Source organism: Duganella sp. Root1480D1 (genome assembly GCF_001427305.1).
In the GTDB taxonomy this organism is placed as follows: domain Bacteria; phylum Pseudomonadota; class Gammaproteobacteria; order Burkholderiales; family Burkholderiaceae_D; genus Rugamonas.
This window is the reverse complement of sequence record NZ_LMFZ01000050.1, coordinates 37,580-53,055: the sequence shown is the minus strand read 5'-3', so window position 1 is coordinate 53,055 and position 15,476 is coordinate 37,580. Positions and strand designations below refer to the sequence as shown.

At 62.2% G+C, this 15,476-nt stretch carries 15 protein-coding genes and 1 riboswitch; of the genes, 3 read left to right on the top strand and 12 right to left on the bottom strand.

Annotated features, from left to right (window positions below):
* Positions 1-81: 81 nt before the first annotated feature.
* The 9 genes from ASD58_RS29420 to ASD58_RS29380 form a co-directional block, all read right to left on the bottom strand.
* Positions 82-285: a hypothetical protein gene (locus tag ASD58_RS29420; protein WP_057265957.1), complete on the bottom strand. Its 204-nt coding sequence runs from the start codon at positions 283-285 to the stop codon at positions 82-84.
* The gene (gene hslU, locus ASD58_RS29415) at positions 285-1,619 is read right to left on the bottom strand and encodes an ATP-dependent protease ATPase subunit HslU (RefSeq protein ID WP_057265955.1); all 1,335 of its coding nucleotides are present in this window, start codon (positions 1,617-1,619) and stop codon (positions 285-287) included. Before hslU ends, ASD58_RS29420 begins: the two co-directional genes overlap by 1 nt.
* The gene (gene hslV, locus ASD58_RS29410; RefSeq protein ID WP_057265953.1) at positions 1,616-2,158 is read right to left on the bottom strand and encodes an ATP-dependent protease subunit HslV; all 543 of its coding nucleotides are present in this window, start codon (positions 2,156-2,158) and stop codon (positions 1,616-1,618) included. Before hslV ends, hslU begins: the two co-directional genes overlap by 4 nt.
* 63 nt (positions 2,159-2,221) lie before the next feature.
* The gene (locus ASD58_RS29405; RefSeq protein ID WP_057265951.1) at positions 2,222-3,553 is read right to left on the bottom strand and encodes an STAS domain-containing protein; all 1,332 of its coding nucleotides are present in this window, start codon (positions 3,551-3,553) and stop codon (positions 2,222-2,224) included.
* Positions 3,554-3,656: 103 nt separating this feature from the next.
* On the bottom strand, positions 3,657-4,100 hold the full coding sequence (dksA, locus tag ASD58_RS29400; RefSeq protein WP_057265949.1) for an RNA polymerase-binding protein DksA: 444 nt from the start codon (positions 4,098-4,100) through the stop codon (positions 3,657-3,659).
* A gap of 72 nt (positions 4,101-4,172) precedes the next feature.
* On the bottom strand, positions 4,173-5,255 hold the full coding sequence (locus tag ASD58_RS29395) for a GTP-binding protein (RefSeq protein ID WP_057265947.1): 1,083 nt from the start codon (positions 5,253-5,255) through the stop codon (positions 4,173-4,175).
* Positions 5,256-5,347: 92 nt separating this feature from the next.
* The gene (gene xerC / locus ASD58_RS29390) at positions 5,348-6,292 is read right to left on the bottom strand and encodes a tyrosine recombinase XerC (RefSeq protein WP_057265945.1); all 945 of its coding nucleotides are present in this window, start codon (positions 6,290-6,292) and stop codon (positions 5,348-5,350) included.
* Between the two features lie 19 nt (positions 6,293-6,311).
* Positions 6,312-6,983, bottom strand: coding sequence for a DUF484 family protein (locus ASD58_RS29385; protein ID WP_057265942.1), 672 nt, complete (start codon positions 6,981-6,983; stop codon positions 6,312-6,314).
* Positions 6,984-7,199: 216 nt separating this feature from the next.
* Entirely contained in the window at positions 7,200-8,294 is a 1,095-nt protein-coding gene (locus tag ASD58_RS29380) for a porin (RefSeq protein WP_057265940.1), read from the bottom strand.
* Positions 8,295-8,593: 299 nt separating this feature from the next.
* On the opposite strand from ASD58_RS29380, the gene ASD58_RS29375 reads away from it, so the two are divergent.
* Positions 8,594-9,850: an SEL1-like repeat protein gene (locus ASD58_RS29375; RefSeq protein ID WP_057265938.1), complete on the top strand. Its 1,257-nt coding sequence runs from the start codon at positions 8,594-8,596 to the stop codon at positions 9,848-9,850.
* A 37-nt stretch (positions 9,851-9,887) separates the two neighbouring features.
* Here the strand turns inward: ASD58_RS29375 and dapF are convergent, their stop codons facing one another.
* The 3 genes from dapF to ASD58_RS29360 are packed head-to-tail and all read right to left on the bottom strand — an operon-like array spanning position 9,888 to position 12,501.
* Positions 9,888-10,751 (bottom strand): diaminopimelate epimerase, encoded by an 864-nt coding sequence (gene dapF / locus ASD58_RS29370; RefSeq protein WP_057265936.1) that lies wholly within the window; start codon positions 10,749-10,751, stop codon positions 9,888-9,890.
* Complete coding sequence (locus ASD58_RS29365) at positions 10,748-11,644, bottom strand: lipid A biosynthesis acyltransferase (RefSeq protein WP_057265934.1); 897 nt, start codon at positions 11,642-11,644, stop codon at positions 10,748-10,750. Before ASD58_RS29365 ends, dapF begins: the two co-directional genes overlap by 4 nt.
* Complete coding sequence (locus tag ASD58_RS29360; RefSeq protein ID WP_057265933.1) at positions 11,641-12,501, bottom strand: lysophospholipid acyltransferase family protein; 861 nt, start codon at positions 12,499-12,501, stop codon at positions 11,641-11,643. The genes ASD58_RS29365 and ASD58_RS29360 overlap by 4 nt, the downstream gene beginning before the upstream one ends.
* 187 nt (positions 12,502-12,688) lie before the next feature.
* On the opposite strand from ASD58_RS29360, the gene metK reads away from it, so the two are divergent.
* Both metK and ahcY read left to right on the top strand, forming a co-directional pair.
* Positions 12,689-13,852, top strand: a complete 1,164-nt coding sequence (gene metK / locus ASD58_RS29355; RefSeq protein ID WP_057265931.1) for a methionine adenosyltransferase — start codon at positions 12,689-12,691, stop codon at positions 13,850-13,852.
* Between the two features lie 95 nt (positions 13,853-13,947).
* A riboswitch (S-adenosyl-L-homocysteine riboswitch) is annotated at positions 13,948-14,015 on the top strand.
* A gap of 28 nt (positions 14,016-14,043) precedes the next feature.
* Positions 14,044-15,459, top strand: coding sequence for an adenosylhomocysteinase (gene ahcY, locus ASD58_RS29350; protein WP_057265929.1), 1,416 nt, complete (start codon positions 14,044-14,046; stop codon positions 15,457-15,459).
* Positions 15,460-15,476 lie beyond the last annotated feature (17 nt).

Sequence of the window (15,476 nt, the reverse complement as noted above, 5' to 3'; positions counted from 1 at the left end):
CGGGCTTTTTTCAGGAATTCAGCGGCAGCCAGCCGGTACACGGCCACGGTCCAGTCACCGACGCGCAGCGTGGCGGCCGGGCTATTCGCCATCGGAACCGGTGATTTTCTTGTCGATCAGCTTCCTGGCAGCCTGGCGCTCGGCAGTCGTGCGGTTCTTGTCGTGCGGGCCCGCCGCGCGTGCCTTGGCCAGCGCCGCAATCGGATTGCGGGGCTTGCCAAAGTTTTGCGAGGGCTCGACGCGGATCCGCATCTTCTGCCGGGTTGCCAGTTGCTTGTTGGCCATTACAGTACGTAGCGTGACAGGTCTTCGTTGACGGCCAGCGCATCCAGCCGCTGGTTCACATAAGCTGCATCGATGGTGACGGTCTGGTCGCCGGTTTCGGTCGCCGTGTAGGAGATCTCTTCCAGCAGCTTTTCCATCACCGTGTACAGGCGGCGCGCGCCGATATTTTCGGTGCGCTCGTTGACCTGGAAGGCAATCTCCGCCAGGCGATGGATGCCGTCCGATGCAAACTCCAGGTGTACGCCTTCGGTCGCCAGCAAGGCCTGGTACTGCTTGGTCAGGCAGGCGTCGGTACTGGTCAGGATACGCTCGAAGTCCGCAATCGACAACGACTCCAGCTCAACGCGGATCGGGAAGCGGCCCTGCAACTCGGGGATCAGATCCGACGGCTTTGCCAGGTGGAAAGCGCCGGAAGCGATGAACAGGATATGGTCGGTGCGTACCATGCCGTACTTGGTGTTGACGGTGGTGCCTTCCACCAGCGGCAGCAGGTCGCGCTGCACGCCGGCGCGCGACACGTCGGCGCCGCCCACCTCCGAGCGCGAGGCGATCTTGTCCACCTCGTCCAGGAACACGATGCCGTTCTGCTCCACGTTGGTGAGGGCAATCTTCTTCATTTCGTCTTCGTTGACCAGTTTGGCAGCCTCTTCCTCGAGCAGGAATTTCATGGCTTCCTTGATCTTGATCTTGCGCGCCTTTTTGCGGCCGCCACCCATGCCGGAGAACATGGACTTGATCTGTTCCGTCATTTCTTCCATGCCCGGCGGCGCCATGATTTCCATGGTCGGGCTCTGCTCGGCCAGCTCGATTTCGACTTCCTTGTCATCGAGCTCGCCCTGGCGCAGGCGCTTGCGGAAGGTCTGGCGCGTGCTGTCATCGGTGCGCGGTTCGGACGTTGCGTTGGCAAAGCCGAAGTCGCGCGGCGGCGGCAGCAGGATGTCGAGGATGCGGTCTTCCGCCGCATCTTCGGCGCGTGCGCGCACCTTGGCCATTTCCGACTGGCGGGTCTGCTTCACGCCGATGTCGATCAGGTCGCGGATGATGGTGTCGACGTCGCGGCCGACGTAGCCCACTTCGGTGAACTTGGTCGCTTCCACCTTGATGAATGGTGCGTCGGCCAGCTTGGCCAGGCGGCGCGCGATCTCGGTCTTGCCGACGCCGGTGGGGCCGATCATCAGGATGTTCTTCGGGGTGATTTCGTGGCGCAGCGGTTCTTCCACCTGCTGGCGGCGCCAGCGGTTGCGCAGCGCAATGGCGACGGCCTTCTTGGCCTTGCCCTGGCCGACCACATGCTTGTCGAGTTCGCCGACGATTTCTTGAGGGGTCATGTTCATGCTTGGTCCAGGGTCTCGATAATGTGGTTCAGGTTGGTGTAGATGCACAGCTCGCCAGCGATGGTCAGCGACTTCTTCACCACGTCAACAGGGGACAGGTCGGTGTTCTCGATCAGGGCCTTGGCAGCCGACTGGGCGTAGCTGCCGCCGGAGCCGATGGCGCCGACGCCGCCTTCCGGTTCCAGCACGTCGCCGTTACCGGTGATCACCAGGGTGGACTCCTTGTCGGCCACCAGCAGCATGGCTTCCAGGCGGCGCAGCACGCGGTCGGTGCGCCAGTCCTTGGCCATCTCGACCGAGGCGCGCAACAGGTTGCCCTGGTGTTTCTCCAGCTTGGCTTCGAAGCGGTCGAGCAGGGTGAAGGCGTCGGCGGTGCCGCCGGCGAAGCCGCACAGGACCTTGTTCTGGTACAGCTTGCGCACCTTGCGTGCGGTGCCCTTCATCACGATGTTGCCCAGCGTGACCTGGCCATCACCGCCGATCGCGACATCGTTGCCGCGACGCACGCACAGGATGGTAGTGCCGTGAAATTGTTCCATGTTAATGCCTTTGTATTGGGATTAACGCGGTATTTTGGGGCCGAAGCCTCAAAATTCAACTGCTCAGTACTTGTGGGGGAAGAGCCGCGCTATATCAGCATAGCCCAGCAGGCGCATCAGCGCTGCCACCAGATGGTTCAGGTCGCGGAACTCGACACGGCGCTCGCCAGTGGCCAATTCAGCCACCTTGGCCTGCAGTGCGCTGGCTGCGCCGAACTCCATGCGCGCCAGGCGGCCGCAATCGAACACCACCACCTGGTTTTCGCTGGCATAGGCATCGATGGCAGTCAGCAGGCTGCTGATGTCGCCTTCGATCACGGCCGGCAGCATGAAGCGGTCGGAAGCGGCCGCCGTTGCCTGGCGGGGAGCATTGGCAACTTTCTTGGGCGCGACGAAAGGCGGCGGCGAGACCTCGAAGGTGACGCAGTAGTCCATCGAGGCCTCTTCGAATTCCTTTTCCTGGTTCAGCAGGCGCAGCAGTTCGAGGTAGAGCAGCCATGGCGCTTCGCCAACGTCGCGATTGCCGATAGTCAGGATGTCGCGCACCTGCTCGGCCAGTTCAGCGGCGCCGACCACGATCAGTTCGCGATCGCTGGCCTGTACCTTCTTCAGGGCAGCCAGCAGCAGGGCGCAGCCTTCCGGCTCAACCCCGTTGACGCGCGAGAAGTCCAGGCGCAGCGGCTGCTTCTGGTCCATGCTGTCGAGTCGTTCGAGTTGTGGTGCAAGCGAGGCATTCAGCACGCCGGACAAGCCCAGGGTCGGGGTCACGCCGGAGTAGCCGCGCGCCACGGCCGGGGCCTTGCTGTCCGCGCTGGCGGGCGGCACCCAGGACGGCGGCGAGGTTTCATACTGGCTGGCATAGTCGATCGATACGTTCTCGAACGATTCCTGGCGGCCCAGTACCTGGTAGAGGTCGAACAGCATCCACCACACGGTGCGGTCTTGCGCCGAGTCCGGCAGGCTGCCCAGCAGCATTTGTTCGGCCACCTCGGCCTGGCCGTTGGAATACAGGATCGCGATCTCTTCCACGATCGGCGCGCTCTCGGCGGCCGCCGCTTCGAGAGGCACGTCCTCGTCGCCCAGCAGTTCGGTGGTGTATTGGTCCAGCAGGGGCAAGGTCGCGCCATCATTGGCGGCAGCAGCGGCTGGCTGCAGCGTGCGCGGCTTGCGGGCCCAGGCTGGTTCCGGTTCGTTAAAGATGTCCGCTGCCATCGCCGCCTCGATGGCGTCGATTTTCATGGCGGTGGCGCGGGCGATTTCGCGTTGCAGGTCCGACTGTTGCGCGCGTTGGCGCTCCAGTTCGCTGTTCGCGGCCAGGCGTGCAGCGTCCGCATCGTCAGTTTCGACGGCGCTTTCGTCAACCTTGCCTTTTTTGAAAATGGAGAACAGTCCCATAGGATCACTAGTGTAGCCCAACGGAAAATTATAAGGGCGTACAGTACGTGTAAAGAAATGAAAAAAGCACGCCTTAGCGTGCTTTTTCTCGATTTGTGGCGGATCAGTCGCCGTACAGCTTCTGTTTCAGCTCACGGCGCTGCTGTGCTTCCAGCGACAAGGTAGCCGTTGGACGTGCGATCAGGCGTGGAATGCCAATCGGTTCGCCGGTTTCCTCGCAATAACCATAGTCGTTATTGTCGATGGCCGCGATCGATTGCTGCACTTTCTTCAGCAGCTTGCGTTCGCGGTCACGGGTACGCAGTTCCAGTGCGTGCTCTTCTTCGATGGTGGCGCGGTCGGCGGGATCCGGCACCAGCACGGTTTCGCGCAGGTGTTCGGTGGTTTCGCCAGCGTTTTTCAGCAATTCTTTTTCAAGGTTTTGCAGCTTGTTCTTGAAAAACGCCATCTGGGCCGGGTTCATATAGTCCTTGTCGCTCATCTTCAGAATTTCTTCTTCAGTGAGCAGGACTTCCGCGGCGGGGGTCGATTTATTTGCTTTTGTCATGACTTCGCTTACCTTCGATACGACAGAGTTTTCAAATTTCTGCTTGGGTGGCGTCAAAAAAAACGCCTTAGTTTATACCAAACATTGTTCAAGGCCAGTAATAAAGATGTCTTTTGGGAGATTTTTGCCAATAAACACCATTTTGCTTGCCCGTGTCTCGTTTTCGCCCCATTTTGCACCCAGGTCGCTGCCCATCAGCTGATGCACGCCCTGGAACACTACTTTCCTTTCTGCGCCCTGCATCAACAATACGCCTTTGTAACGCAACATGCGAGGACCGTACACATCAACGAGACCGCCCAGGAATTCATCCAGTTTGGCCGGGTCAAACGGGCGTTCGCTCTTGAACACGAAGGCCGCGATATCGTCGGTGTGATGGGCATGATGGTGATCGTGATGGCCGCAGTGCTCGTCGTGCACATGGCCATGCTCGTGGTCGTGACCGCAATGCTCGTGATCGTGATCGTGATCGTGCTCGTGATCGTGATCGTGCTCGTCTTCGGCCAGGAAGTCGGGGTCGATTTCCAGCTTTTCGTTCAGGTTGAAGCCGCGCAGGTCCAGCACCTCGGTCAGCGGCGCCTTGCCGAAATCGGAACGGCTGATCGGCGCGCGCGGGTTGATGCGCTTCAGGCGCGCGCTCAGCGCGTCGACCGCGGCGGCATCCACCAGGTCGGTCTTGGACAGCAGGATCTTGTCGGCAAAGCCTACCTGGCGCTGGGCTTCTTCGTGCTCGTCGAGCTGCTGCATGGCGTGGCGCGCATCGACCACCGTGACCACGGCGTCGAGCATGTAGTTAGCGCCTACTTCCTCGTCGATGAAGAAAGTCTGGGCCACCGGGCCCGGATTGGCCAGGCCGGTGGTTTCAATCACCACGCGGTCGAACTGGATTTCGCCGGCGGCGCGGCGCTTGGCCAAATCGCTGAGGCCGACGATCAGATCGCCGCGCACAGTGCAGCAAATGCAGCCGTTATTCATTTCCACGATTTGCTCGCGCGATTCCTGCACCAGGATTTCGTTGTCGATATTTTCCTGGCCGAATTCGTTTTCGATCACGGCGATCTTCATGCCATGCTCTTCGCGCAAGATGCGGTTCAGCAGCGTGGTTTTGCCGGCGCCAAGAAAGCCGGTCAGGATAGTGGTAGGAATCATTGCCATAGTCGTGCGGGAAGCATGTGGAATCGGTCGATTATGCCGGAATTCTGGAAATGCTGGCAAATGGGCAAACTTGAGCGGGATCAAGTTCCCGGCTATTTAATTTTAGCCCTTGGATGGGCCTTGTCATAGACCAGCGCCAGGTGCTGGAAATCAAGAGCCGTGTAGACCTGGGTCGAGGTAATGCTGGCGTGTCCCAGCATCTCCTGCACGGCGCGCAAGTCGCCTGAAGACTGCAGCACGTGCGAAGCAAACGAATGGCGCAGCATATGCGGATGCACCGCCACCGGCGAGCCGGCCTGGATGCCGTGCGCCTTCAGCCGCAGTTGCACCACGCGCGGCGTGACCCGCTTGCCGCGCTCGTTGACGAACAGGGCGCTGCTGCCATCGGCCGGCGCCGGGCGAACCGCCAGCCAGGCCTGCAGCGCATCCAGGGCGGCGCTGCCGACCGGCACGCGGCGCATCTTGCTGCCCTTGCCGGTCACCACGACTTCGGCGTTGTCCAGTTCCAGCCAGCCCAGCGAGGCGGGCTGGCCGTCGCCGGCCTTGCGGAATTCGCGGTCCAGGCTGGCCAGTTCGGATACCCGCAGGCCGCTTGAATACAGCAGTTCGAACATGGCGCGGTTGCACAGGCGGGCCGGTTCGCCATCGCCGGCGCTTGGCGTGGCCGGTGCCACCAGCTGCACCGCATCGTCGACCGCCAAGGCCTTGGGCAAGGTCTTGGCGCGCTTGGGCGCGCGCACCCCTTGCACCGGATTGGCCGCCAGCGTGCTGTGCTGGCCCAGCCAGGTGAAGAAACCACGCCAGCCGGATAGCTTGCGTGCAATGCTGCGCGCGTCCAGGCCGCGGCTATGGAGCTGGGCCGCGTAGCGGCGGATATCGAAGTGGCTGAGGGCATCCCAGGCTTTGCCGTCGGACAGTGTGGCCAGTTCGCGCAGGTCGCGGCCATAAGCGGCGACCGTGTGCGCGGACAGCTTGCGCTGGGTGGCCAGGTGGGCCAGGTAGGCGTCGGCCTGTTCTTGCTTACCGGCGCTGCTCATCGAAGGTTCGGCCTTAATCCTAGGCCAGCAGGGGCGCCAGCGCCACGCTGGCGGTTTCGCCGATGTGGACCAGGAAGTCGGTCGCCATCAGGGAGGTGAAGCGCTCCGGGTCCGGCGAGCCCATGATCAGCAGGCCGAAGGCGGCGCCCTTGGCGCCCGGCTTGCGCAGCGGCAGGATCACCGCGGACTTGATGTGCTCGGCGTCGTCCAGCCAGCGCACGGCTTCGAAATCGTTATTGCTGCCGCAGTAAGGCGTCATCAGGCTGTTGGCGAACAGGCGGGCGTCTTCCGACACGCCGCTGGCGAACCATTCAGCGGCGAATTCCGGCGCTACATTGAACAGGCGCAGGGTGGCAGCCGGCACGTGGAAGCTGTCGATCAGGCCCTGCACGATGGCGCGCGGCACTGCGGCATCGTCGCGCGTTTGCAGGATGGCCTGGTTCCAGCTATGGAAGCGGTTGGCGATGGCGGCGTTGGCCTCGGCGTGGCGGGTCAGGTCGGCCATGCGCAGTTCCAGCGCTTTATATTTGTCGCGCATGACTTCCATCTGGCGTTCCTGCAACGAGACCGCGCGCCCGGTCAGCGGGCTGGACAGCCTGACCTCGCCCAGCAGGTTGGCGTGTTCTTCGAAGAAGTGCGGATTGTCGGCCAGGTACTGCGCGACGATTGCGGAATCCAGGGTGTCGGTCATTGTTGATGTCACATCGAATGTTGCAGGCGTGGACATTTTAACCGATCCAAACCGGTAAAGCGGGGTCCGACCCAAGGGGCAGACCCCGAATGATCTTAAGCAACGGGGTTGGTTCCGGGCCTTTGACGTTTCGTGAAAGTCAAAGGCCCGGAACCAACCCCGCGCCCGGTGCGTCGACTGGGTCAGACCCAAGGGCCTGACCCAGGTTTGCCGGTGTTAGAAGTTGTGATGGATCCCCAGCGCGTAATGATTCTGGCTGGTGTCCACGATCGCAGTCGAGACCAGTGGCAGCTTCTTCTGCGACAGGTCCAGGTACAGGTAAGTACGCGGCGACAGGTTGTACTCATAGCCGACCGAGAACTGCCGGGTCTTGAGCTGGCCGTCCGGATCCTTCTGGCCATAGCCGATCAGGAACTTGCCCGGCCCCACGTTGTAGTTCGCACCCACCATCCAGGACGTGATGCCATCGTTGGCCGCCAGGATGTGGCCCAGGTCCTGCTTGCCATAATTGGCCATCAGCTTCAGCTCGGGAATCGGGCGGTAGTAGGCGCCGATCGAATGCCATTTGACTTCGGTCGCATTGCGTTCGGTACCGGCATAGACCGCCCAGGCCGGCGTGGTGCCCGGCGCCATATAAGTTGCGCTGACCGAGTAAGGGTAGGCACCAGCCATCGCACCCACCGGATACTGTGGCGCGGCAACGGTGCCGCGGCCGACGATGGCAGTGCTCAAGCCATTGTTTTCCTTGCTGCCGACGTTCACATTGAGCTGGAAGCCATTCCACACCGGCGTGTTGTACCAGATCGCGTTGGCGAAGCGGTTGCCGGAGTTGCCGGCCACGCCCAGCGGATCGGAGCCGCTGCCCGCCAGGGCGGTGCGATAGCCGGTAACCATGATGTCGGTCTGGAAGCCGGCCTGGTTAGGCATGCCGGACCATGGCTCGAACTGGGTGCTGGTTTCCTGCAGCGAGGTCAGCGCGCGGCCGGCGCGGATGGTACCGAAGCCGCCTTGCAGGCCGACCCGGCTCTGGCCCTGGAACAGTGGACGGCTCACACCTTCGATGGTGCCGGTGTCGGACTCGAAGCGGATCTCCAGGTGGAACAGGGCTTTCAGCCCGCTGCCCAGGTCTTCCACGCCGCGGAAGCCCAGTTTGTTGTTGTCGCGTTTGCCTTCCTGGATGGCGCTGTTCGTCGTATGGGTGGTCTTGGTAATGCCTGCATCCAACGTGCCGTAGACGGTGACGGAGGATTGCGCAAAGGCAGCACCGCTGAAGGCGCCCATCAAGGCCAGGGCCAGTAACGATTTCTTCATGTGTTGTTCCTTTTTATAAGTCAAACCGGGGTACAGGGATGGTTATACGATAAGTGCAGACCACCCCTCATCCGGGCCGATTGGTCACTTACCTGCACGAAAAAGGGTCAAAACCGGGCAGCACTGTTGTATTTTTGAAACGCTTGCCAGCCTGTTCATTTAGTGAAAGCGCTGTAAGGAAGCCGAAAGCCAGGACTGTCACATTTGTCACACATCAAAAAGTCCGGGAGTCATGCGCCACCGCATAGTGGTGCGGCTACACTGGGCATGCAGCTTATTCCTTGGAACCGGATACATCGATGGCAAATCGAGACGAGCTGGTGATTATCAGGGGAGCGCGGTCAGGAGACGCCGCAGCCCAGCTAGCGCTGGGCAAGCTCTACCTTTTTGGCGGGGCCAGCCTGCCGCAAAACATGCCGACCGCATTGCATTGGCTATGCCGCGCCGCGACCCAGGGCGTGGAAGAAGCCTGGCAGCTGATCGGCGCCAATATCCCATTTGAAGTGGCGCAGCCTGCGCGGGCCCAGGCGTTGCAGTGGTTCGTGCGCGCCGCGCAGGAAGGCATTCCGGCCGCAGTGCGCGTGCTGGCCCAATTGCGGCGAGTCGATGCGGCGCCGCCTGCAGCAGCCGGCCAGGGGCGCAAGGCTGCCGTGCCGGCAGCCGCGCAGCGCGCGGCGCCGTCACCCAGCCTGGAAGTGCCGGCCAGCGTGCCGGAAGCCTGGCGGGCCCTGGAGGGCGAGCAGGATGCCGACCAGGACGAGCTGCTGCGCCTGCGCACCCTGGCCGCCCAGGGCGGCGACCGCGATGCCCAGTTGGCGCTGGGCTTGCACCTGGCACGCATGAACAGCGAAGGCGACCGGCTGGAATCCAGCAGCGGCACGGTCAACTTCAAGCGCGCCTTGCGTTGGCTGGCGCAAGCTGGCGAGCAAGGACTGGCCGATGCCTGGTTTGCCATGTCGCGCATATATATCCGTCCCGAATTCTCCCAGCGCAGCGCGAGCGAAGCGCATGCCTGCCTGGAGCGCGCGGCGGACATGGGGCATAGCGGGGCGCAGCTTGAATGCGGCATCCACGCCTGGCGGGCGCGCCGCGGCGCCGAAGACAATGATGTGCGGGCGGTGTTCTGGCTGCAGAAGGCTGCGGCGCAGGGCAGCGTCGAGGCGCAGCAGGCGCTGGAGCGGATCTCGCCAGCGCCGCCGCCGGCCGGCTGGGCAGATCCCTTGCTGCCATTGCTGACGCGTGACATCCTCAGCAGCCAGCCTTTGCTGGCGGCACGCATCGAGTTGGCGGCGATGTTCCGGCTGACGCGGGCCGAGGCTTTGCTCCTCGACGTGAAGGCGGCCGACCAGGGGCATTGCCTGGTGGTCGATATCCGCGCCAGCTATGGCCGCAGCAAGCGCCGCCTGGTGCTGGTGCGCACCGCAGCGGAGCGGCAGAAGCTCGATCGCATCGTGCGCCTGTTCGAGCTGGTTGATGTGGATATGGAGGGGAATTACCGCCAGCGCTTGTACCGGCTGAAAAGCTGGCTGGGGGCTGACATGATGGCTGCGGCCTGAAAACCGGTAAACCAGGGCCCGGCCCGGGTTTGCGGTGTTAGATGGTGATCTCACCCTCAAACACAGTCACCGCCGGCCCAGTCAGGTAAACCGGCTGCCCCTCACCCGCCCAGGCAATCGACAACTGCCCGCCGCGCGCATCGACGCGCACCGGCGAATCCAGCAAGCCGCGGCGGATCCCCGCCACCACCGCCGCACAAGCGCCAGTGCCGCAAGCCAGCGTTTCACCGGCACCGCGTTCGAACACGCGCAGTTTCACATGCTGGCGGTCTACCAGCTGCATGAAGCCGGCATTCACCCGTTTCGGGAAGCGCTGGTGATGCTCGATCAGCGGCCCCACCAGTTCCACCGGCGCAGAATCCACATCAGCCACCACCTGCACCGCATGCGGGTTACCCATCGACACCACCGACACCTGCACCGACTCGCGCTGGCCGCCCAGTTCCAGTACCAGTGGCCACAGGGTTTCCCGGCCTTCCGGCTGGCCCTGCAAGCCATCCGCATCGAACGGCACTTGTGCCGGCTCCAGTACTGGCGCACCCATGTCGACGGTAATGCTGCCATCGTCCTCCAGGCGCGGCGAAATGATGCCGGCCAGGGTTTCCACCGTGATCTTGCGTTCCGATGTCAGGCCTTTTTCAACCACGAACTTGACGAAGGCGCGCGAGCCATTGCCGCACTGTTCCACTTCGCCACCGTCGTTGTTGAAGATGCGATAGCGGAAATCGCAACCCGGCACGGTCGATTTTTCCACTACCAGCATCTGGTCCGCGCCGACGCCGAAGCGGCGGTCGGCCAGCGCCTGCCACTGGGCCGGCGTGAAATCGATCTGCTGGTTAATGGCGTCAATGACCACGAAGTCATTGCCGGCGCCGTGCATCTTGGTGAATTTGAGTTTCATCGTTTCCTGGAGTAGAAGGAAGGCTGGCCTTCCGGGCGGGTCTTGAAGCGCTTGTGGGTCCAGAAGTATTCGGCAGGCGCTTCCTTCACACGTTCTTCAATAAATTCATTCATACGGCGCGTTGCAGCTGCCATATCGGGCCCTGGGTAATTCTCCCACACCGGATAGAACTTGACACGGTAGCCTTGGTAATTGGGCAGGAAGGTGGCAATCACCGGCATGACCTGGCCGCCGGTTGCGGCGGCGATGCGTGCAGTGGCGGTCAAGGTGGCGGCAGGTACGCCGAAGAAGGGCACGAATTCGGCATCCTTGTCGCCGAAATCCATGTCCGGCAGCATGAAGTAGGGCAGCTTTTCCTTCAGCGCGCGCAGGATGGGCTTGATGCCGTCCTGGCGGGTGAACAGCCGGACCGGCTTGAATCGCGCACGGCCGGCGCGCAGCACTTCATCGAACACCTTGTTCTTTTGCGCGACGTACATCGACGATGCCGACGCTTCCATGGCGATTGAAGCGCCGCCAACGTCGAGGCAAACGAAATGCGGGCACAGCAGGATGGTTGGCTTTTCCGTCATCTCGGCCACCGGAACCTTGCCGGGCGGCATGCCGGTGCTGGTTTCCACCGTGATCAGCTTGCGCAGGCGTTCCTCGGAAGCCCACCACAGGATCGAGCGCTCCAGCACGCTGCGCGAGTAAGCCTGGAAATGCTGGCGGGCAATGGCGCGCCGCTGCTCCTCCGACAATTCCGGCATGGTCAGGCGCAGGTTGGTTAACGCAATTTCGCGGCGTGGCCCCATGACGATGAACAGCAGGCTGCCGACCGCCTTGCCGATGCGGCCCAGCACTGGCAGCGGCAACCAGTGCAGCAGCCACATCATTCCAAGCAGCAGCCTCATGCCGATGCCTCCTGCGTCGCGGCACCCGGGCCGGCCACGCCGGCCGGCACCTTGTAGCGGTTATAGCTCCAGTAATACTGCGCCGGGCAGCGCGCAATCAGCTTTTCCATTTCAGCGTTGATGGCGCGTGCCTGGGCCGCGCCATCGCCTGCCAGTGAGCCTTCAAACGGCACGAAGCGCACCACATAGCCTTTACCGCCTGGCAGGCGTTCGGCATACACGATCAGGATCACGGCATCGCCCAACTGGGCCATCTTGGCTGGCAAGGTCATGGTGTAGGCCGTGCGGCCGAAGAAGTCTGCCCACACGCCTTCGCCTTCCTGCGGCACCTGGTCGGGCAGCAGGCCGATCGGCTGGCCTTTCTTCAGGAACTTGGCCAGCATGCGCACGCCGCCCATATTGGCAGGCGCCAGCAGCAGGTTCTTGCGGGCACGCGCGCCTTCGATCAGCGGCTTCATCGCTTCCTTGCGCGGCGGGCGATACATCACCATCAGTTCCGTGCGGTGGGCGATTTCCTGTGCGGTAATCTCGAAGCAGCCCAGGTGCGGGGTGAGGAACACGATGCCCTTGCCGGCATCCAGGTATTTCTGCACCAGATCCCAGTTCTCCACCGTGGCGCGGTCGGTCACGCGCTGCGGATCGGCGCACCAGATGAACGGCAATTCGGCAATGGCCTTGCCCGCTTCGCCCACGGCGCGGCCGAGGTGGGCGGAAAAGCCTGCCTGCGTCATGTTGGCCCGCATCCGACGTCGGTACGAAGGTGATAGCAAGTAGACCAGCCAGCCGAGCCCTACGCCCAAGGCATGCAGTACTGGCAAGGGGAAGATGGAGAAGAAGCGGAATATTCTTAACAGCATGTATTAATATATAAGAGCATTTTTACGTTGCTCTGCACAAAATTTTTTTAAGAAGCGTAAAATACCACGTTGCAGTAGCCGCTGAGTTAACAGACAACTTGCGAGGCGGGATACAAACTTCGCTAAAGCGTCGCAAGCTTTATTGGTTTTGCGACAATGTTATGTAGAGCCAAACTAGGAGCTTGCGATGTCCAACGATTTCCTTTTCACCTCTGAATCCGTCTCTGAAGGCCACCCGGACAAGGTAGCCGACCAGATTTCCGACGCGATTCTGGATGCCATCCTCACCCAGGACCCACGCGCCCGCGTTGCCGCGGAAACGCTGTGCAATACCGGCCTGGTGGTGCTGGCAGGTGAAATCACCACCCACGCCAACGTGGATTATATTCAAGTGGCCCGCGATACCATCAAGCGTATCGGCTACGACAACACCGAATACGGTATCGACTACAAGGGCTGCGCCGTGCTGGTTGCTTACGACAAGCAATCGCCGGACATCGCCCAGGGCGTCGACGAAGGTGCAGGCCTCGACCTGGACCAGGGCGCCGGCGACCAGGGCCTGATGTTCGGTTACGCCTGCGACGAAACCCCGGAACTGATGCCCGCGCCGATTTACTACTCGCACCGCCTGGTCGAGCGCCAGTCGCAGCTGCGCAAGGATGGCCGCCTGCCATGGCTGCGTCCGGACGCGAAGTCGCAGGTCACCCTGCGCTACGTCGATGGCCGTCCGGTGTCGGTGGACACCGTGGTGCTGTCGACCCAGCACGCGCCTGAACTGAGCCACTCGCAGATCGAAGAAGCGGTCATTGAAGAGATCATCCGCCCGGTACTGCCGACCGAATGGATCAAGGACACCAAGTTCCTGGTCAACCCGACCGGCCGATTCGTCATCGGCGGCCCGCAGGGCGACTGCGGCCTGACCGGCCGCAAGATCATCGTCGACACCTACGGCGGCGCAGCCCCGCACGGCGGCGGCGCGTTCTCCGGCAAGGATCCTTCGAAGGTTGACCGTTCGGCAGCCTATGCCGCCCGCTACGTCGCCAAGAACGTGGTGGCCGCCGGCCTGGCGCGCCAGTGCCAGGTGCAGGTGTCGTATGCGATCGGCGTGGCACGCCCGATCAACATCACCGTGTACACCGAAGGCACCGGCGTGATCTCCGACGAGAAGATCGCACAACTGGTTCAGGAACACTTCGACCTGCGCCCGAAAGGCATCGTGCAGATGCTGGACCTGCTGCGCCCGATCTACGCCAAGACCGCGGCCTACGGCCACTTTGGCCGCGAAGAGCCGGAGTTCAGCTGGGAGCGTACCGACAAGGCCGCGATCCTGCGCGCCGCCGCCGGCTTGTAATTGAAAAGTCGGGGTCAGCTCCGGCAATCGGACATTTTGCGCAGCAAAATGTCCGATTGCCGGAGCTGACCCCGACTTCTTTGATACAATCCCCACTCTCCGAGGAGCGCTGCGACCAGCAAGCCTGGCCAGGCTCGGAACATCAACACCGCGCTCACGTTACTTTTTTCAACCAATGAAAGGAGGGCGTGATGAACGCCGTACTCAAAGACTCCCAAGACTACATCATCGCTGACATCGGCCTGGCCGCCTGGGGCGAAAAAGAGATCAAGATCGCCGAAACGGAAATGCCGGGCCTGATGGCAATCCGTGAGGAATTCGCCGCCGCGCAGCCGCTGAAAGGCGCCCGCATCACCGGCTCGCTGCACATGACCATCCAGACTGCAGTGCTGATCCGCACCCTGGAAGCGCTGGGCGCGCAAGTGCGCTGGGCATCCTGCAACATCTACTCGACCCAGGACCACGCTGCCGCTGCCATCGCATCGGTCGGCACCCCTGTGTTCGCAGTCAAGGGCGAAACCCTGGCCGACTACTGGGACTACACCCACCGCATCTTCGAATGGCCAGGTGAGGGTGTGTATTCCAACATGATCCTGGACGACGGCGGCGACGCAACCCTGCTGCTGCACCTGGGCGCCCGCGCCGAAAAAGACCTCTCGGTCCTGAACAACCCAGGCTCGGAAGAAGAAATCTGCCTGTTCAACTCCATCAAGGCCCACCTGGCCAAGGATGCGACCTGGTATTCCAAGCGCCTGCCGCACATCCTGGGCGTGACCGAAGAAACCACCACCGGCGTGCACCGCCTGTACCAGATGCACAAGGAAGGCAAGCTGGCCTTCCCTGCCATCAACGTGAACGACTCCGTCACCAAGTCCAAGTTCGACAACCTGTATGGCTGCCGCGAGTCGCTGGTGGATGGCATCAAGCGCGCCACCGACGTGATGGTGGCGGGTAAGATCGCCGTGATTGCCGGCTACGGCGACGTGGGCAAGGGCTCGGCGCAAGCCATGCGCGCCCTGTCGGCCCAAGTGTGGGTGACCGAGATCGACCCGATCTGCGCCCTGCAGGCTGCGATGGAAGGCTACCGCGTGGTGACCATGGATTACGCCGCTGAACACGGCGACATCTTCGTCACCTGCACCGGCAACTACCACATCCTCACCGAACAGCACATGCTGAAGATGAAGGACCAGGCGATCGTCTGCAACATCGGCCACTTCGACAACGAGATCGATGTCGCTTCCCTGAAGAAGTACCAGTGGGAGAACATCAAGCCGCAGGTCGACCACGTGATCTTCCCGGACGGTAAGCGCATCATCCTGCTGGCGGAAGGCCGCCTGGTGAACCTGGGCTGCGGTACCGGCCACCCATCGTATGTGATGTCGTCGTCGTTCGCCAACCAGACCATCGCCCAGATCGAACTGTTCGCCAACACCAAAGCCTACCCGGTCGGCGTGTACACCCTGCCTAAGCACCTGGACGAGAAGGTTGCGCGCCTGCAGCTCAAAAAGCTGAATGCGCAGCTGACCACCCTGACCGAAGAGCAGGCGGCGTACATCAACGTTAAAGTCGAAGGCCCTTACAAGCCTGAGCACTACCGTTACTAAAATCCGTCTACGGCACC